Source organism: Burkholderia sp. WP9 (assembly GCF_900104795.1).
Taxonomy (GTDB): Bacteria; Pseudomonadota; Gammaproteobacteria; order Burkholderiales; family Burkholderiaceae; genus Paraburkholderia.
In genome coordinates this window covers 178,740-195,056 of the sequence record NZ_FNTG01000002.1, presented here as the reverse complement: position 1 = coordinate 195,056, position 16,317 = coordinate 178,740, and the positions used below count along the sequence as shown (strand labels likewise).

The window sequence follows — 16,317 nt, the reverse complement described above, 5'->3', positions numbered from 1 at the left end:
GTTCCTGCGCGCCCGAATCTGGCGTTCCGACTCGGCGCCGGCACCTGATCGCTCCCACTCGCGCATCAGAAATTTCCCCGCTCACAAATAGACCAATCCCAATCCCATCCGTTGGTCGGGCGAATAGCATTCTTCCACGAGCGCTCACGGAGACTCGAACACCCTGATGTTACGACTCAGCCTACCGGGCTTGCCTGGCCCAGGAGACACACACGATGTTTTCCAGAATGCGCGCGGACTTTTCCGCGTCCGCCGCCATCGCAGGCGTCATCGCGCTTGTCGCCACCTATAGCGGACCGGTGCTGATCGTCGTGCAAGCGGCGCAGGCCGCGCATCTTTCGCACAATCTGCTGTCAACGTGGATCTGGGCCGTCTCCATCGGTGCCGGCTTGTTAGGTCTCTGGCTTAGCCTGCGGCACAGAATGCCGGTGATCGGCGCGTGGTCGACTCCCGGAGTGGCACTGCTGCTTACCGCACTTGCGCGCTATCCGTTCAGCGACGTGATCGGGTGTTACCTTGTAGTGGCAGTCATCATCGCAATGCTTGGGCTATCGGGGCTGTTCGGCAGACTGATCCAGCATCTGCCTGCCCATCTGCTTTCCGCCATGATTGCCGGCGTGCTCTTCGAGTTTTGCGCGGGCATCTTCCGGTCACTCCAATCCACCCCTGCTGTTGTGCTGCCGGTTGTGGTTGCGTATGTCTTGTGTCGGCGCCTGATCCCGCGTTATGCCGTCGCGCTTGCGCTTCTGACTGGCGTGATCGTGGCTCTGCCTGGCGCGAATTTCACGGCGCAAGGACTCGACCTGAGCCTCGTAAAGCCGGAACTCACGCTCCCAACTTTTTCTATCGAGGCGCTCGTTGGACTCGGGCTGCCTTTGCTCCTGCTCGCGCTGACCCAATACGCAACCTCGATCCATATTCTTCGTAACGCGGGCTACGACATATCGCCTAAATCGGTGGTTGGCGCCAGCGGTCTCATGTCCATTCCTCTCGCATTGTTCGGCAACTCCGGCATTAACCCCGCGGCGATTGTCGGGGCCATGTGCGCGAGCCCGGAATGTCACGTGAATCCACGGCGCAGATACATCTCGGGAGTGGTCTGTGGCGTCGGTTACCTCTGCATCGGCACGTTTGGCGCTTCGGTCATCGCGCTCTTTGCTCGACTGCCCGAAGGGCTGACGAGTACGCTGGCAGGCCTTGCGCTGCTCGGAACACTCGTCACAAGTCTCTCATCTTCCGTCTCCGCGGAGGGCCAACGCGAATCCTCCGTCATTACGTTCGTAGTCACCGTTTCCGGTATGTCATTTTTTGGCTTGGGATCGGCCCTGTGGGGACTCGTTGCCGGCATCATATTTTCGCTTGCATTGTCGAAAAAGGCTTTCTGGAGCTCAGTAAAGCAAGTCGACGGCAACGAGCCGAGAACCAGTTGACCTGTTCGGGGACTAGCTGCCGGTAGCGTCTCGCAAGGTACTGACAGGAGGCGAACTTACGTAAATAACCAGTGCATCACAGATGCAGGTGCATCACCGAAAAACTGTGTTGGAACTTACGAAAGGAGACTGTAGACGTGGTGACAAAAACCAGCCTTGTAGGTCGGATCAAGTTCAACAATGCTTTACTCAGGAAGGACCTGAAAATACTGTCTGAGTTGCCGGTTATCAAGGAGCAGTACGACGAATTCAGTTCGGGCACGTGGATCAACCATTCGCTTTGGAATAGAACAGGCGAATGGACCGACACCCAATATTCGGACTACGACCATCCGGCCGTCCGAACGCAGGTGGGAGCCGCGACCTCGTATCTCAGCCAGATCATCGAAAGGTATTTCGATGTGGAACATATGCGAATGGCGCGCGTACGCAATCTCGTCAATGGTCTTGTCATCCCGCATACCGATTTTCTGGAGTTGTCAGAAGAAAAAGACCGCTATGTCCGCATTTTGATTCCGCTTGAAACCTGTATCGATTCTTACCACACCGAGGAAAATTTCGGAGTCTTCCGCATGCGAAAAGGCGATATCTGGATATTGGAGTCGACGGTTCCCCACGCGGCGTTAAATCTGACTTCGAACAATCGCCGGATTCTAAGTCTTGATTTTCAGTACGCCGACATTTCAAACCCACATTACTCGTTAATCTTCAAGGATCCTTCGGTCCGCGACGAAGCGATTGCACCCGCACTGGTTGCCCGCACCAAGCTTGAGTCAGAGGACTTGCAGGATCACCTCGAACTTCTGTCCGAGCGATTCCATCATAAGGACGACGCGGAGCAAATTCTGGTCGCCCTTTCAGAGGTTCAGTTGCGCTTCGAGTCGCCGGTCAGTGATATCTACAAAAATTTAACCGCGGTCGCCCGACTGACTCGCCGACAGGAACTCGTCGAGCATTGTGAAGAGATGCAAAGATTCTATATTGGCTCGCGCGCGATGAACGAGCGCTTCCCGCTTCGCAAGGGAATTTTCTAACCATTCTCGACTGTGCCGCCGCCGCTCGATCGGTTCGCCCGTTTTCGGAATTGTGTCGGCTGCTGATTCAGCAATTCCACACTTTGGACGAATCTTCCTTCCGAGCGTGCGCATCGAAAATCCCGTGCGCCAATCCGCGTTGTCTGGTCGAGTCGTGTATGTTTGACCTCGCCGGTCAATGCGGGGCAGGGCGCGCTGACCTGACGAACGCGGATCTGCTTGAAGGGCTTCACAATGCCAGCCGTCATGATATGGACATGCCGCTCGAGCCGGCGGTATTTTCCGAGTTGCTACGTCGTGAGTTCATTAAATGTGACGTTGCGCGCCAAGCTGGTCGCAAACCAGATGTTCGCTGCGTCGAAGGAACAAGGCTAACCGCGTCCATGACGGAACGCGGCCATGGGGCGCTCGACTGGCTACGTAGCATCGCGCGTTCGTCGCAGTGGGAGCGCCTCCGGTCAGCGTCGTACGGTGAGTAGATCTGCATAGGCGGTGCTCGCCTTGAGCCTTTCAGGAAAAGAGGCCGAACATCCCGCGGAACATTGTCCGCATACGCGTTTACACTAACCCTCGGGAGCCCCCCGGTCTGCTGCATTACCGCAACTCACCCGGCAATCGCTTCGAAACACGTTTTTTTATCCCCGCGCCGCCTCCACTTGCTCAGGCGCGACACGCGTCGCCGCTCGGCTAAACACCCTCCAAACCCTTATCCAGCAAGGCTCCGGCAGCCGCCGTCCGGCGTGCGCCAGAGAGGGGTGTCGCATTTCCACATGTGCTTGTCGCAAATAGTCGGCTAGGCGCACTTTTTTCTGGCAACTATGTATGCACAGCGCGGACGGACGTCCGCCACTGCAGCAACTATCGGTGCATGGGACCGGAGGCAGTGCTAAAGCGCAAACTCCGGTCGAAGCGGTGCATGGGACCGGAGTAAGCGCTAAAGCGCTAACTCCGGTCGACATAGGAGAGCATTCAATGAATTCCCCGAAGGTCGTGGTCGAAGGGCTGTGCAAGGTGTTCGGCACCAACCCGAAACAGGCGATCGGCATGCTGGCAGGCGGCGCAACGAAAGAAGAGGTTTTCGCGCGCACCGGTCAGATTGTCGGCGTTCACAACGTATCGTTCGAAGTCAAGGAAGGCGAGATCTTCGTGCTGATGGGCCTGTCCGGCTCCGGCAAGTCGACGCTGATCCGTCTGATCAACCGGCTGGTCGAGCCGAGCGCAGGCAAGGTGCTGATCGACGGCCGCGATGTGGCGAGCGTGCCGCGCTCGGAATTGACGGCGCTGCGCCGCAAGGACATGAGCATGGTGTTCCAGTCCTTCGCGCTGATGCCGCAGCGAACCGTGCTGTCCAATGCGGCGTTCGGCCTCGAAGTGGCAGGCGTGGGCCGCAAGGAACGCGAGAAGCGCGCGATGGCCGTGCTCGAACAGGTCGGCCTCGCGCCGTTCGCGGAAAAGCTGCCCGCGCAGCTCTCCGGCGGCATGCAGCAGCGCGTGGGTCTCGCGCGGGCGCTGGCGGTCAATCCGTCGCTGATGATCATGGACGAGGCGTTCTCCGCCCTCGATCCGCTCAAGCGCAAGGAAATGCAGAACGTGCTGCTCGATCTGCAACGCGAGCAGCAGCGCACCATCCTGTTCGTGTCGCACGATCTGGAAGAAGCGATGCGCATCGGCACCCGCATCGCGATCATGGAAGGCGGCCGGGTCGTGCAGGTCGGCACGCCGCAGCAGATCATCACCAATCCCGCCGACGACTACGTCCGCGCGTTCTTCGAAGGCATCGACACGAGCCGCTATCTGACCGCCGGCGATCTGATGCAGACCGACGCCGTGCCGCTCATGCAGCACTCGCCGCAGATCGATGCGTCGAGCGTGGCCGCCACGCTCAACGGCAGCGCCGACTACGCGTTCGTGCTCGACAGCGAGCGCAAGATTCGCGGCTTCGTCTGCCGCGACGCGATGGGCAGCGCTTCGCCGCAGCTCAATCAGATCGAATGCATCCGCCGCACTACACCGCTGGATGACGTCGTCGAACGCGTGGTGGCGAGCCGCGCGCCGCTGCCGGTTGTCGAAGCCGACGGCTCCTACTGTGGTTCGGTCAACAAGACGAACGTGCTGAACGTTCTCACCCGCCATCGGAGTTCCCATGTCTGAAGTCATTCCACTTGGCGCCTGGGTCGATCACGGCGTTCACTATCTGCTCGACCACGACGCAAAAACTTTCGATTCCATCGGCAAGGTGATCGAGAGCTTTGCCGCGGTGATCGAACACGGCTTGCAAGCCGTGCCGATGTGGGCGCTGATGGCGTTCTTCGTCGGCATCGGGCTGTGGCGGGTGGGCTGGCGCTTCGCGCTGTTCACGCTGCTCGCCATGCTGCTGATCTACGGCACCGGGTTCTGGGATCAGATGGTGATCACGCTCGGCCTGACCTTGTCGTCCACGCTGATCAGCTTGCTGCTCGGTGTGCCGCTCGGCATCTGGACTGCGAAGAGCCGCACCGTCGAGATGATCGTGCGCCCCGTGCTCGATCTGATGCAGACCATGCCGGCGTTCGTGTACCTGATTCCGGCCGCGATGCTATTCGGTCTGGGCCGTGTGCCGGGGATTCTCTCCACCGTGATTTTCGCCATGCCGCCGGCGGTGCGTCTCACTTCGCTCGGTATCAAGCACGTGAACCGGGAAATCGTCGAAGCAGGGCAGGCATTTGGCTGCACGCCGTGGCAATTGCTTTACAAGGTGCAGTTTCCGAACGCGCTGCCGTCCATCATGACCGGCGTGAACCAGACCATCATGATGGCGCTCTCCATGGTGATCATCGCGTCGATGGTGGGTGCGGGCGGTCTCGGCAACGACGTGCTGGCCAGTATTCAACGGCTCGATATCGGGCTCGGCTTCGAAAGCGGACTTTCGTTGGTGATGCTCGCGATCATTCTGGACCGCATCACGGAGAGCTTTGGCCGCTCGCCTGGCATGGCGCGCGCGCCGCTGCTGTCGGGCTTGCGCAGTGTCATGAAAGTGCGCCGCGAGCCGGCGGCGCAACACGGCTGAGCCGCCTATGAAGCGCGACGCGATCACGCCGGTCGAGCCCCAAGCCGATTCGCCGCTGTCCGGGCTCGCGCACGTCGGCTTTCTGACGTTGCCGAACTTTTCGATGATCGCGTTCACGAGCGCGGTCGAGGTACTGCGCATGGCCAACTACGTAGGCCGCGCGCAGCACTACAGGTGGTCGGTGATCACGCCCGACGGCGAACCGGCGCGAGCGAGCAACGGCATCACGGTAAAACCCACCACCACGCTCGCCGAGGCCGGCATGCCGGACGTGCTGATCGTCTGCGCCGGCTGGCATGTGCGCGATTACGTGAACGACACGGTGATTGCGTTGCTACGCGACGTCGCCGCAAAAGGCATTCCGCTCGGCGGCATCTGCACGGGACCGTATGCGCTGCTGGCTGCCGGATTGCTCGACGGTTATCGCTGCACCGTGCATTGGGAAGACATGTCGCCGTTGCACAAGACCTACCCGGATGTGCGTTTCGCCGACGAGCTGTTCGTGATCGACCGCGATCGCATGACATGCACGGGCGGCACCGCGCCGCTCGATCTGATGCTGAACCTGGTCGGCATGCGGCTGGGGCATGCGCTCGCCGCGCAGGTGTCCGAACAATTCATCGTCGAACGGATTCGCGGTTCAACCGATTACCAGCACATTCCCGTCGACGCGCGGGTTGGTTTCTCGCGCGCGGAACTGATCGAGGTAGTGCGGCTGATGGAAGCGAATATCGAGGAGCCGTTATCGCTCGACGAACTCGCGCGGCTCGTGCATCTGTCGCAACGTCATTTGCAACGCATGTTCAAGATGTTCCTGAGCGTGTCGCCGACGCACTATTACCTGACGCTGCGTTTGCGTCGCGCGCGCGAGTTGCTGCGCAATACGGATGCGTCGATTGCGCGGGTGACGGCGGTGTGCGGTTTTCATTCGCCGTGTCATTTCAGCAAAGCTTATCGCGCGCAGTTCGGTCATGCGCCGAGCGTTGAGCGGCGGTTGTCTTCGTAGTGAGCCACACCATGAATTGCATGCAGCGCCGCCTGAACCTGGCGGCGTAAGAGATCCGCTTCGTCCGTCAAAACCAGTCAAGCATCAATCACCCTGAGGGAACGCCATGAAACGTTTGTGGGTTGCGTCGTTGTGCGCGCTGTCTGTGTCGTCTGTCTTCGCTGCGGAACCCGCCACCTGCCGCGATGTCCGGTTCGCCGACGTCGGCTGGACCGATATCGCGGCGACCACCGGGCTTGCGTCGACCGTGCTCGAGGGGCTCGGCTACAAGCCGACCAAGACGATCGCCTCGGTGCCGATCACCTTTGCCGGCGTGAAGAGCAAGCAGATCGACGTGTTCCTCGGCTACTGGTCGCCGACCATGGACCCGATGATCGATCCGTTCAAAAAGTCCGGACAGCTCACCGTCTTGCCCACGCCGAATCTGACGGGCGCGAAATACACGCTGGCGGTGCCGGATTATGCGTATCAGTCTGGCATCAAGACGTTCTCCGATATCGCGAAGAACTACGACAAGCTCGACGGCAAGATCTACGGGATCGAGCCGGGCAATGACGGCAATGCGTTGATCAAGAAGATGATCGACAGCAATCAGTACGGTCTCGGCAAATTCAAACTTGTCGAGTCGAGCGAGGCGGGCATGCTGGTCGAGGTGAACCGTGCGATCCGCGCGAACAAACCGATCGTGTTTCTGGGCTGGGAACCGCATCCGATGAACGTGCAGATGAAGATCGATTATCTGTCTGGCGGTGACGATGTGTTCGGACCGAATTATGGCGAAGCCAAAGTGTTGACGGTCACGCCGAGCGATTATTCGGCGCGTTGCCCGAATGTGGCGAAGCTGGTGTCGAATCTGCAGTTCACGACCGATATCGAGAATCACGTCATGCTGCCGATCATGAACAAGACCGACCCGAACAAGGCCGCGCGCGAATGGCTGAAGGCGAATCCGGCGGTGCTCGACAAATGGCTCGCAGGAGTGAAGACGTATGACGGGAAGGATGGGTTGCCGGCTGTGAAGGCTTATGTAGCGGGGAAGTGAGGTTGGGTTTGAGAATGGGGCGGCGGATGGGGCAGTATTTTGGGGTGCCTTATACGTCGCTTTGTTTTTTTGTTTTCTGTTCGTTTAGCCCGCGGGCGGTGGTCTCGTGTGTTGCCGGCAGACGGCCGTTTCTGCATCGCGATTGGATCTTGTCTGATAGTTGCGCTTCAGAGTTCCTACGGCGCGTGTCGGTGTTTATCGACTCGCATTAGATTCCGTGTGTGGATACGTCAGTTTTAGGAGTTGTCGGATTTTTTGATTGTTGCAGTCCTTATAGGGTGCTTGGGCTAAATCCAAGTACAACCGATAAGGACGACGATGATAAGAAACAGAATTAAAGAGAGTCCGGGCGCAATGGTGACCCGCCTGTTGGCCGCATTCATGCTGCTCATGTTGGCGTTCGGTGCGAACGCGGCTGATTGCAATGCGGTGTGGGCAGCCACCGGCGCGAAGCCGGGTTCGCCCAGTTGGCACCGGTAAGCCGCCTTCCGTCATGACCAAGCCAGACTTCATTTCAGATTCGGCGACCTTTTATCCGCTGTGGGAGCGTGCGAGCACGCGCGTGCAAGAGTTGGCGTCAGCCTCGCCGGCCGAGCTACTCTATTTTGACTCTGTTGATATATCCACACAGAAATTTTTTGAACTTGTACTAGCGTTGCTGGCCCACGAAGGTGGGCGCGATTTCGTCAGCTTGGTACTGAAGCCTGACCCCTTCAGTTATTTTAATTTTCACTTCCACACATACCCCGGCTTCGTGCATCGCGCGGAGCAATCCGATGACGATTTTTTTGAATCCTGGCAACGGGATCCGGGCGACAGTCCGGCGGATTGTTTATGGGCCAATTCTGAGCGGTATGCGGTTCTGCCGGCACCTGGAACATGGTTCATGTACGCGGACAGAAAACGGGAAATGGGCGTACTGACAGGGCCGCCTAATATCCTTGCGTTTGCCCGAAGCTTTTATCCGTTTTTTCTCCAACCCGGTGAAGGGTTCAGCGTTGTTGAATAGCTTGCGTTAGATCGCAAGGTCAGGCAGGGCGGAAACGCCGTAACAATCCGCGTCGTTTCCGCATGCCACGTTTACCGCCTGAGGCTACGCAAGATTCCTGCGGGTTCGAAAAGCGCAACTGTCAAAATCCGCTTGAGCAGTTTATGAGCAACATTGATTACATCAATGACCTTGAGACATTCACGCTGCTTTGGCAACGTGCATGCGCATGTATGGAGCGAGCGGCAGTGACCCCGGCCTCGAAGCTTTTGCGCTTCGACTCTTCTAACATTGCTACGGAGGTTTTTCTCAACCTTATCCGAAGCATTGCGGTGTTCCACGGAACCGGTGAGTTCGCTGTGGTCGTTATTAACCCAGATCCGTTCAGCTACTTCAATACATCTCGTTATACAGAAGTGTCATAGCCGTCGCGCAAGATCTGTATGGTGATCACAGCATCCATAACTCGCTGCATGCCAATCCATAGCGTCTTCGCGCCTGGTTCGCCGTCGTTCTTGCGCCCGAGAAATCCGCCCAGTGAGCCGACCATCCGTATCATCTGGTTGAGCGTCGGCGGTTTTTTGGGACGCGCTTTCTTACAGAGCACATGGGCGCCGTGTATCTCGTCAGCCGCAAAGAACAGCGACGCGTCCAACTCCGGACAGGTCCTGCCCACACGCATGAGCCGCGCGATACGCCACGATACGACCATGTACAGCACGAGCGCCTTTTCTACCCGCTCCATCTGTGAGAGTTGCAGTGCCTCGACCCCGCAGGCGTTCTTCAGGACGTTGAAGAACATTTCTATTTCCCACCTCGCGCGGTACCAGTCAACGAGTTCGATGAGGGCATGCGCATCACCTGCTTCGCGGTTGGTCACAAGACGCCAGATAACGGGCTTCACACCCGCTGGCGCATCCACTTCATACGCCTCGACGCAGGTGAGCTTGACACCGGCACGCCCGGGCAGCGTGACGCGCTGGCTACGCAGTTCCTGCCTCACTTCACGCGCCTTCTGGCCGCTGCGCCCGGGCAGCACGAAGCTGATGTGGCCGAGTACCCTGCTGGCGTGCACCGTCTCCCACAAACTTGCTTCGCCCTTGAGCGCGCGATTGTGTTGCGAGCGCATCAGCCAGTCCGCCGGTTCACCCAGTTCCTGCGCACGCTGCATGAGCGCGGCGATGTCGCCTTCACGATCGGCCACATACACCAGCCGCGTGTCAGGCAGGGCCCGTGCCTGTTCGGCCACGATCTCATAGCTTTCGATCCACCGCGCACTTTCCTTAACGCCCCCACGCTTGCCGTTTGCATCGCGTGGTTCGCGCGCCCACATCCATGCGTTCATCACACCCAGCGGCTCCCGATCCGGTGTCACCGCATAGGTCGCGTGAAGATACATGCCCACCTGTGCTTCATAACAGAGCGGGCCAGCCCCTTCGATATCCTGACCGTTAAAGTTCAGCTCTGTCGTATCGGCAATGCACAGCACCACCGGCAACTGCCCCATGCGTGCCGTGGTACGGTCCCAATGCGGCTGCATCATGTCGCGCCAGTCGATGTGCTCATTGCCCAAAAAGCGATATGCAGCGATCGTCTCTGACCAGCCTTCGCACGCGCCCGGAATGCTAGCCGTGGGTCGGCTGGCGAACCGTTTGACCAGCTCCTTCGCGCGCCGGTCTCGCCGTGGATCACCCAGATCCAGCGTCTCAAATTCCTCGTCCACCCATGCTCCTGCGTCGTCTCGGATCTTCATGCTGAAAATCCGAGAGTAAACGCGAAATCCGCACAGTTAACAACCCCCTTGCGGCTAATTTTTTACTCCACCATCCTTGCCGCAAGTGTCGAGTTGTGTATAAAGAGATGACTTCAATATGCACTTTGGCAAGTATCCGGGGTTCATAGTTGAATCTCGTCATACGAACGAGGATTTTTTTGACATACTGATGATGGACCCTGGTGACAGTCCAGCTGACGCGATTGGATTTTATTCGGAGCAATACGTCGTCTTGCCACCATCGGGCGAATGGTTCTGTTATGCCGATCGAGGATGGGTTGGCGGAACTGGTGTTCTCAGCGGTCCCCCGGACGTCATGCAATTTGCTAAGCAGCGTTTCGCGTTTTACGAGAATCCAGCGTAAATCTTTTATTGAATCGCCATCGTCGTCGTTACGTCCGATTACGGAAGTAGCGCGCGTGTCCCGGACAACAGGTCGGGACACACGCTTCCACTGGAGGCGGTCGCTCAACGCGTAAACACGTGGCGTCTTGGCGTCAGCGATACCCAGCGAACGGCGGAATTCAAAGCGCGTTCGAGGCCCGATTTGGCTAATCGCAGGACGGTTGCGTCACGTACAGGATCAGGTTGAAGTGAAATGGAAAAGCGAATCTTCGTCGACAACCCAGCTGAGTTTCAAGATCTCTGGGCACGCGCCACTGCGGGCGTGCGGCTACTCAAGCACGCGCCACAAGATAACGTCGTGTATTTGGCCTCGTCGATCGTTACGACACGCCACTTCTATCAGTTCGTTAGAGCCCTGCTTAGATTCACGAACCAAGACACGGACGATTTTGCTTTTGTAGGATTGCGCCCAGATCCGGTCGGATACTTCTTCAACCACTTTTCGAGGTATCCCGCGATCATCTTTCAGCCGACAGACATTGAAGCCGACTACTGTGCCATGTTGCAGGCCGACCCGGGCGGCAGTCCTGCGGACGCGCTAGCATTTAACACCTGGGCTTATGCGATCTTGCCTCGATCTGGGCAATGGCTAGCCTGCGGGGATGATTCGAAGGAGGCTGCGGCGTTCCTTGGAACAGCAGACGCCAATGAATTTGCCCGCACGACACTATCAGGTGACATTTTGCGACCTGGGGTCGATTTCAAAATCGTTGACTAGGAGGCTCTTGCCTGCTTGCCTGCTGAATGCTGCACTTCGCAGCGAAAGACCGTGCGGCATCTAATCGCGCGCCGACAATACGGGATTGATTCCCTGGCGGCTGTTCGAACAACGGCGCCTCAACCGCGGAATACTTTCCCTCCTCAGCCAAAGAGGGAACGCTCAATATCCAATCTGATAGGCATCGATGTGGTAACCAATGAGTAGATTAGATTACATCCATGATTTGACGGAGTTCACGCTTCTCTGGAAGCGCGCGAGGCAGGGTGTGCGCGCTCTCGTCGGCGTCCCGCGCGACGAGTTGCTGTACTTCGACCCGATCGATATCTCAACGCAAAAATTCTTTGAGCTTGTACAGGCGCTGCTTGCGTTCCGGAGTAGTACCGAATTTGTGACGCTGATTTTGAAGCCCGATCCGTTCGGTTATTTCCACCATCATTTTGGAAAGTATCCCGGCTTCATTCATCGTTGTGAGAACTCGGACGACGAGTTCTTTCACTTCATGATGGAAGATCCGGGCGGAAGTCCCGCGGATGCACTGGGTGTGAATCATCGGCACTATGCCATCATGCCGGTGGAAGGTGAGTGGATTGCCTTTGGCGATCGATCATGGGATGTCGGCGTCTTTTATGGCCCAGCCGATATCATGGAGTGTGCGAGGCACTTCTATCCATTTTTTCTACAACCGCCAGAGCGCTTCCGGATAGAACTGTAGTCGGTTGACTTGCGGGATGGCCCAGTGACCGCAACTTGTGCGGCAACATTCCGGCCCGCTGCTTTAGCCTTCAAACCTGCCGACTGGATGAATCCTGTCATTCGGCTGGCAAATTCTTGTCCGGCCCGCTCTCACCCCCCTCAAATCGCCCGCGCCCGCCCCGGAAACGTCTCCTCATAATCCCCACTATCCACCGCCTCCGCCGCCGTGCCGCGCTGCTCGCGATACATCATCGGCGGTAAACCGAACTGCTTGCGAAACTCCCGCCCCAGATGCGAAGCATCGGAAAACCCGCAACTCGACGCAATATCGGCCACCGTCTTATCCGAACTCGTGAGCAGCCATGCGGCGGTGCGCAAACGCACCTGCTTCGCATAAGCCTGCGGCGCCTTACCTGTTTGCGCCTTGAAAAGCCGCTCCAACTGACGCGGCGACAGATCGAGCTTGCCCGCAAGTTCGTCGAGCGACAACGACCGGCCCACGTGCTGTTCCATCAGCAGAATCGCGCGCTTCACTTTCGGATGCGCGGCCGGCGCGAGTCCCGGTGGATGCGGCTGCGGCGCGTTACCTTTCTGCATGTCGTCCACAAGCAGAATACGCAGCGCCTTCTGCACCGTGGCGGTTTCGAAATGCCGCAGCAGAATCGCGGCGGCGACGTCGATCGACGCGCGTCCGCCTGAACACGTAATGCGCCGGCGGTCGATCACGAACAGCCGGTCGGCGACCAGCGCCTCCTCGTTCACCGACGGAAAACGTTCGATGAAATCCCAGTAGTGAAACCAGCTTACGCAGATGCGGTGTCCCTCCAGCACGCCCGCGCGCATCAACGAAAACACGCCCGTGCACATGCCAACGAGCGTCGCATTCGTGGCGGCGGCGCTGCGAATGAAGGCGAGGGTCGCTTCGTTCGTGGCAGGCCCGGAATGCAGCAGGCCGCCCACCACCACCACGTAATCGAACGGCTCGGCGGTGTCGAAGGTTTCCCACGGGGTGATCTGAATGCCACAACTCGCACGCACCGGAGCAAGGGTTTCCCCTATCACGCTCCACGAACAGCGCACGGGTTTGCTGAAATCGCCTTCATCCGCGGACAGGCGCAGCAGGTCGACGAAACCCGAAAACGCCGTCAGCGTGAAGTTCGGCAGCAGGATGATGCCGAAGCGGATGCGCTGCTTCGAGGTGCCGTCGATCGATTGAGGGGGAAGCGGTTCAGCGGAATTCATGCATGCAGCCAGCAAGGAAAAGGGTGGGATCAAGCATAGCACCAGGGATGGCGGCGATCGCCAGCCGCAAGCGCGGCGCCCTTCGCAAATGCGTCAAAAGTCTTCGCAAATACGTCGCCGCCCTTTGCCGGCGGCCGGCTTGACGCCACTATCCCACTGTCATGCCGTTTTTATTCTATCGATTCAAATTGACGTGCGGTGCAATAGCAGCAAATCCACCCAAGGCATCGCAACGCACAAGGTACGCCATGAACGTCAGCGTCTTCGATCTGTTCAAGATCGGTATCGGTCCCTCAAGCTCGCACACGGTCGGGCCGATGATCGCTGCATGCCGCTTCGCCTCGCATATCGAAGACGCCAATCTGCTCGGCTTCGTGCGCGGCGTGAAGGTCGAACTGTTCGGCTCGCTCGGCGCGACCGGCAAAGGGCACGGCACGGACAAGGCAGTGCTGCTGGGGCTCGAAGGCAATCTGCCCGATTCCATCGACCCGGACGTGATCGAGCCGCGCCTGCAGGCCATTCGCGCCACGAAGCAGCTCGTGCTGCTCGGCAAGCATCCGGTGAAATTCGACGAACGCGAGCATCTCGGCTTTTTCCGCAAGCTGATGCCGGGCGCGCCGGGCTCGGGCATCGTGCATCCGAACGGCATGCGTTTTCAGGCTTTCGACGAAAACGGCCAGTTGCTGGTGGAGAAGGAGTATTTCTCGATCGGCGGCGGCTTCGTGGTGAATCGCGAAGGCGATCGCGTGAACGGCGTGCGCGCCGGCGCCCAGGTGCCGTATCCGTTTCGGACCGGCGACGATCTGATGCGCGTCTGCCGCGAAACCGGTCTGTCGATCGCGCAGATCACGCTGCGCAACGAATGCGCGTCGCGTCCTGAACAGGAAGTGCGCGACGGCCTGCTGACCATCTGGCGCGCCATGGCGGCATGCGTCGAACGCGGCTGCAAGGTGCGCGGCGAATTGCCCGGCCCGATGCATGTCAAGCGCCGCGCCGCCGATCTGTGCGCGCAACTGCGTTCGCGTTCGGAAGAGTCGTTGCGCGATCCGCTCTCCATGCTCGACTGGGTCAACCTGTACGCGATGGCCGTCAACGAAGAAAACGCGGCGGGCGGGCGCGTCGTCACGGCGCCGACCAATGGCGCAGCCGGTGTGATTCCCGCCGTGCTGCACTACTACGTGAAGTTCATGCATGCGTCGAACGACGAAGGCATTGTCAACTTCCTGCTGACGGCCGCGGCGATCGGCATCATCTACAAGGAAACGGCGTCGATCTCCGGCGCCGAAGTGGGCTGCCAGGGCGAAGTGGGCGTGGCCTGCTCGATGGCCGCCGCGGCGCTCGCCGCCGTGATGGGCGGCACGCCGACGCAAGTCGAGAACGCCGCCGAAATCGGCATGGAACACAACCTGGGCATGACCTGCGATCCGGTCGGTGGGCTCGTGCAGATTCCGTGCATCGAACGCAATGCGATGGGCGCGATCAAGGCGTTGAACGCCGCGCGCATGGCGATGAAGGGCGACGGCCAGCATTACGTGTCGCTCGACAACGTGATCAAGACGATGCGCGAAACCGGCGCGGACATGAAGACGAAATACAAGGAGACGTCGCGCGGCGGGTTGGCCGTGAACGTCATCGAGTGTTGAACAGCAACGAAGCATTAAGCACGAGTACCCACCAAGGACAGACGATGAGCCGCTATTCGATATTCAGCCTGTTGCGCAACGGGATGTCGTATCACGAGAACTGGGAGCGACAGTGGAAGAGCCCCGAGCCCAAACGTGAATACGACGTCGTGATCGTCGGCGGCGGCGGGCATGGTCTCGCCACCGCGTATTACCTGGCGAAGGAACATGGCGTACGCAACGTCGCCGTGCTGGAGAAGGGCTGGATCGGCGGCGGCAATACGGCGCGCAATACGACCATCGTGCGCTCGAACTACCTGTGGGACGAGTCGGCCGCGCTCTACGAAAAAGCGATGAAGCTGTGGGAAGGGCTCTCGCAGGACCTGAACTACAACGTCATGTTCAGCCAGCGCGGCGTGATGAACCTTGCGCACACGTTGCAGGACGTGCGCGACACCGAGCGCCGCGTGAATGCGAACCGGCTGAACGGCGTGGACGCCGAATTCCTCACGCCCGAGCAGATCAAGGAAATCGAGCCGACCATCAATCTCAACAGCCGCTATCCGGTGCTCGGCGCTTCGATCCAGCGCCGCGGCGGCGTGGCGCGTCACGATGCGGTGGCCTGGGGTTTCGCGCGCGGCGCGGATCAGGCCGGTGTGGATATCGTGCAGAACTGCCAGGTCACGGGCATTCGCCGCAACGGCAGCCAGGTGGTGGGCGTGGACACCACGAAGGGCTTCATCAAGGCGAAGAAAGTCGCGGTGGTGGCGGCGGGCAATACCTCCACGCTCGCCGACATGGCCGGCGTGCGGCTGCCGCTGGAGAGCCACCCGTTGCAGGCGCTGGTGTCGGAGCCGATCAAGCCGGTGGTCAATACGGTCGTGATGTCGAACGCGGTGCACGCGTATATCAGCCAGTCGGACAAGGGCGATCTGGTGATCGGCGCGGGCGTGGACCAGTACACGGGTTTCGGTCAGCGCGGCAGTTTCCAGATTATCGAGGGCACGCTCGAAGCGATCGTCGAAATGTTCCCGGTGTTCTCGCGGGTGCGGATGAACCGGCAGTGGGGCGGCATTGTGGATGTCTCGCCGGATGCGTGCCCGATCATCAGCAAGACCGACGTGAAAGGGCTGTATTTCAATTGCGGCTGGGGCACGGGTGGCTTCAAGGCGACGCCGGGTTCGGGATGGGCCTATGCGCACACCATCGCGAAGGATGAACCGCATCCGTTGAATGCGCCATTCTCGCTGGACCGTTTCTATACCGGCCACCTGATCGACGAGCACGGCGCCGCCGCCGTCGCCCACTAACGCC

The 16,317-nt window shown here is 59.3% G+C and carries 14 protein-coding genes; 12 read left to right on the top strand and 2 right to left on the bottom strand.

Going from position 1 to position 16,317, the window contains the following annotated elements; translation table 11 throughout:
• Nucleotides 1-215 precede the first annotated feature (215 nt).
• From BLW71_RS22185 to BLW71_RS41075, 8 genes are all read left to right on the top strand, one after another.
• Nucleotides 216-1,430, top strand: coding sequence for a benzoate/H(+) symporter BenE family transporter (locus BLW71_RS22185; protein WP_091801566.1), 1,215 nt, complete (start codon nt 216-218; stop codon nt 1,428-1,430).
• Nucleotides 1,431-1,567: 137 nt separating this feature from the next.
• Nucleotides 1,568-2,464 carry an aspartyl/asparaginyl beta-hydroxylase domain-containing protein gene (locus BLW71_RS22180; protein WP_177205106.1) on the top strand — a complete coding sequence of 299 codons (897 nt, stop codon included), beginning with the start codon at nt 1,568-1,570 and terminating at the stop codon, nt 2,462-2,464.
• Between the two features lie 972 nt (nt 2,465-3,436).
• Complete coding sequence (locus BLW71_RS22170; protein WP_091801558.1) at nt 3,437-4,615, top strand: quaternary amine ABC transporter ATP-binding protein; 1,179 nt, start codon at nt 3,437-3,439, stop codon at nt 4,613-4,615.
• Entirely contained in the window at nt 4,608-5,510 is a 903-nt protein-coding gene (choW, locus tag BLW71_RS22165; protein WP_091801554.1) for a choline ABC transporter permease subunit, read from the top strand. The genes BLW71_RS22170 and choW overlap by 8 nt, the downstream gene beginning before the upstream one ends.
• A 7-nt stretch (nt 5,511-5,517) precedes the next feature.
• Entirely contained in the window at nt 5,518-6,516 is a 999-nt protein-coding gene (locus tag BLW71_RS22160; RefSeq protein ID WP_091801551.1) for a GlxA family transcriptional regulator, read from the top strand.
• Between the two features lie 106 nt (nt 6,517-6,622).
• Nucleotides 6,623-7,558, top strand: coding sequence for a choline ABC transporter substrate-binding protein (locus BLW71_RS22155; protein WP_091801548.1), 936 nt, complete (start codon nt 6,623-6,625; stop codon nt 7,556-7,558).
• Nucleotides 7,559-8,051: 493 nt separating this feature from the next.
• Nucleotides 8,052-8,567 carry a hypothetical protein gene (locus BLW71_RS22150; protein ID WP_091801545.1) on the top strand — a complete coding sequence of 172 codons (516 nt, stop codon included), beginning with the start codon at nt 8,052-8,054 and terminating at the stop codon, nt 8,565-8,567.
• A 143-nt stretch (nt 8,568-8,710) separates the two neighbouring features.
• Nucleotides 8,711-8,971, top strand: coding sequence for a hypothetical protein (locus BLW71_RS41075; protein ID WP_143048387.1), 261 nt, complete (start codon nt 8,711-8,713; stop codon nt 8,969-8,971).
• Here the strand turns inward: BLW71_RS41075 and BLW71_RS22145 are convergent.
• Nucleotides 8,953-10,299: an IS4 family transposase gene (locus BLW71_RS22145; RefSeq protein WP_091797797.1), complete on the bottom strand. Its 1,347-nt coding sequence runs from the start codon at nt 10,297-10,299 to the stop codon at nt 8,953-8,955. The genes BLW71_RS41075 and BLW71_RS22145 overlap by 19 nt on opposite strands.
• A gap of 619 nt (nt 10,300-10,918) precedes the next feature.
• Here BLW71_RS22145 and BLW71_RS22135 point away from each other — a divergent pair.
• Together BLW71_RS22135 and BLW71_RS22130 are read left to right on the top strand one after the other, a co-directional pair.
• Nucleotides 10,919-11,443 (top strand): hypothetical protein, encoded by a 525-nt coding sequence (locus BLW71_RS22135; RefSeq protein WP_091801538.1) that lies wholly within the window; start codon nt 10,919-10,921, stop codon nt 11,441-11,443.
• 199 nt (nt 11,444-11,642) lie between these two features.
• The gene (locus BLW71_RS22130; protein WP_091801535.1) at nt 11,643-12,158 is read left to right on the top strand and encodes a hypothetical protein; all 516 of its coding nucleotides are present in this window, start codon (nt 11,643-11,645) and stop codon (nt 12,156-12,158) included.
• A 140-nt stretch (nt 12,159-12,298) separates the two neighbouring features.
• On the opposite strand, the gene BLW71_RS22125 is transcribed toward BLW71_RS22130, so the two are convergent.
• Nucleotides 12,299-13,381, bottom strand: coding sequence for a GlxA family transcriptional regulator (locus tag BLW71_RS22125; protein ID WP_091801532.1), 1,083 nt, complete (start codon nt 13,379-13,381; stop codon nt 12,299-12,301).
• A 248-nt stretch (nt 13,382-13,629) separates the two neighbouring features.
• Between BLW71_RS22125 and BLW71_RS22120 the strand changes: the two genes are divergently transcribed.
• Both BLW71_RS22120 and BLW71_RS22115 read left to right on the top strand, forming a co-directional pair.
• Nucleotides 13,630-15,024, top strand: a complete 1,395-nt coding sequence (locus BLW71_RS22120; RefSeq protein ID WP_091801529.1) for an L-serine ammonia-lyase — start codon at nt 13,630-13,632, stop codon at nt 15,022-15,024.
• Between the two features lie 44 nt (nt 15,025-15,068).
• Complete coding sequence (locus tag BLW71_RS22115; protein WP_091801526.1) at nt 15,069-16,313, top strand: sarcosine oxidase subunit beta family protein; 1,245 nt, start codon at nt 15,069-15,071, stop codon at nt 16,311-16,313.
• Nucleotides 16,314-16,317: the final 4 nt, after the last annotated feature.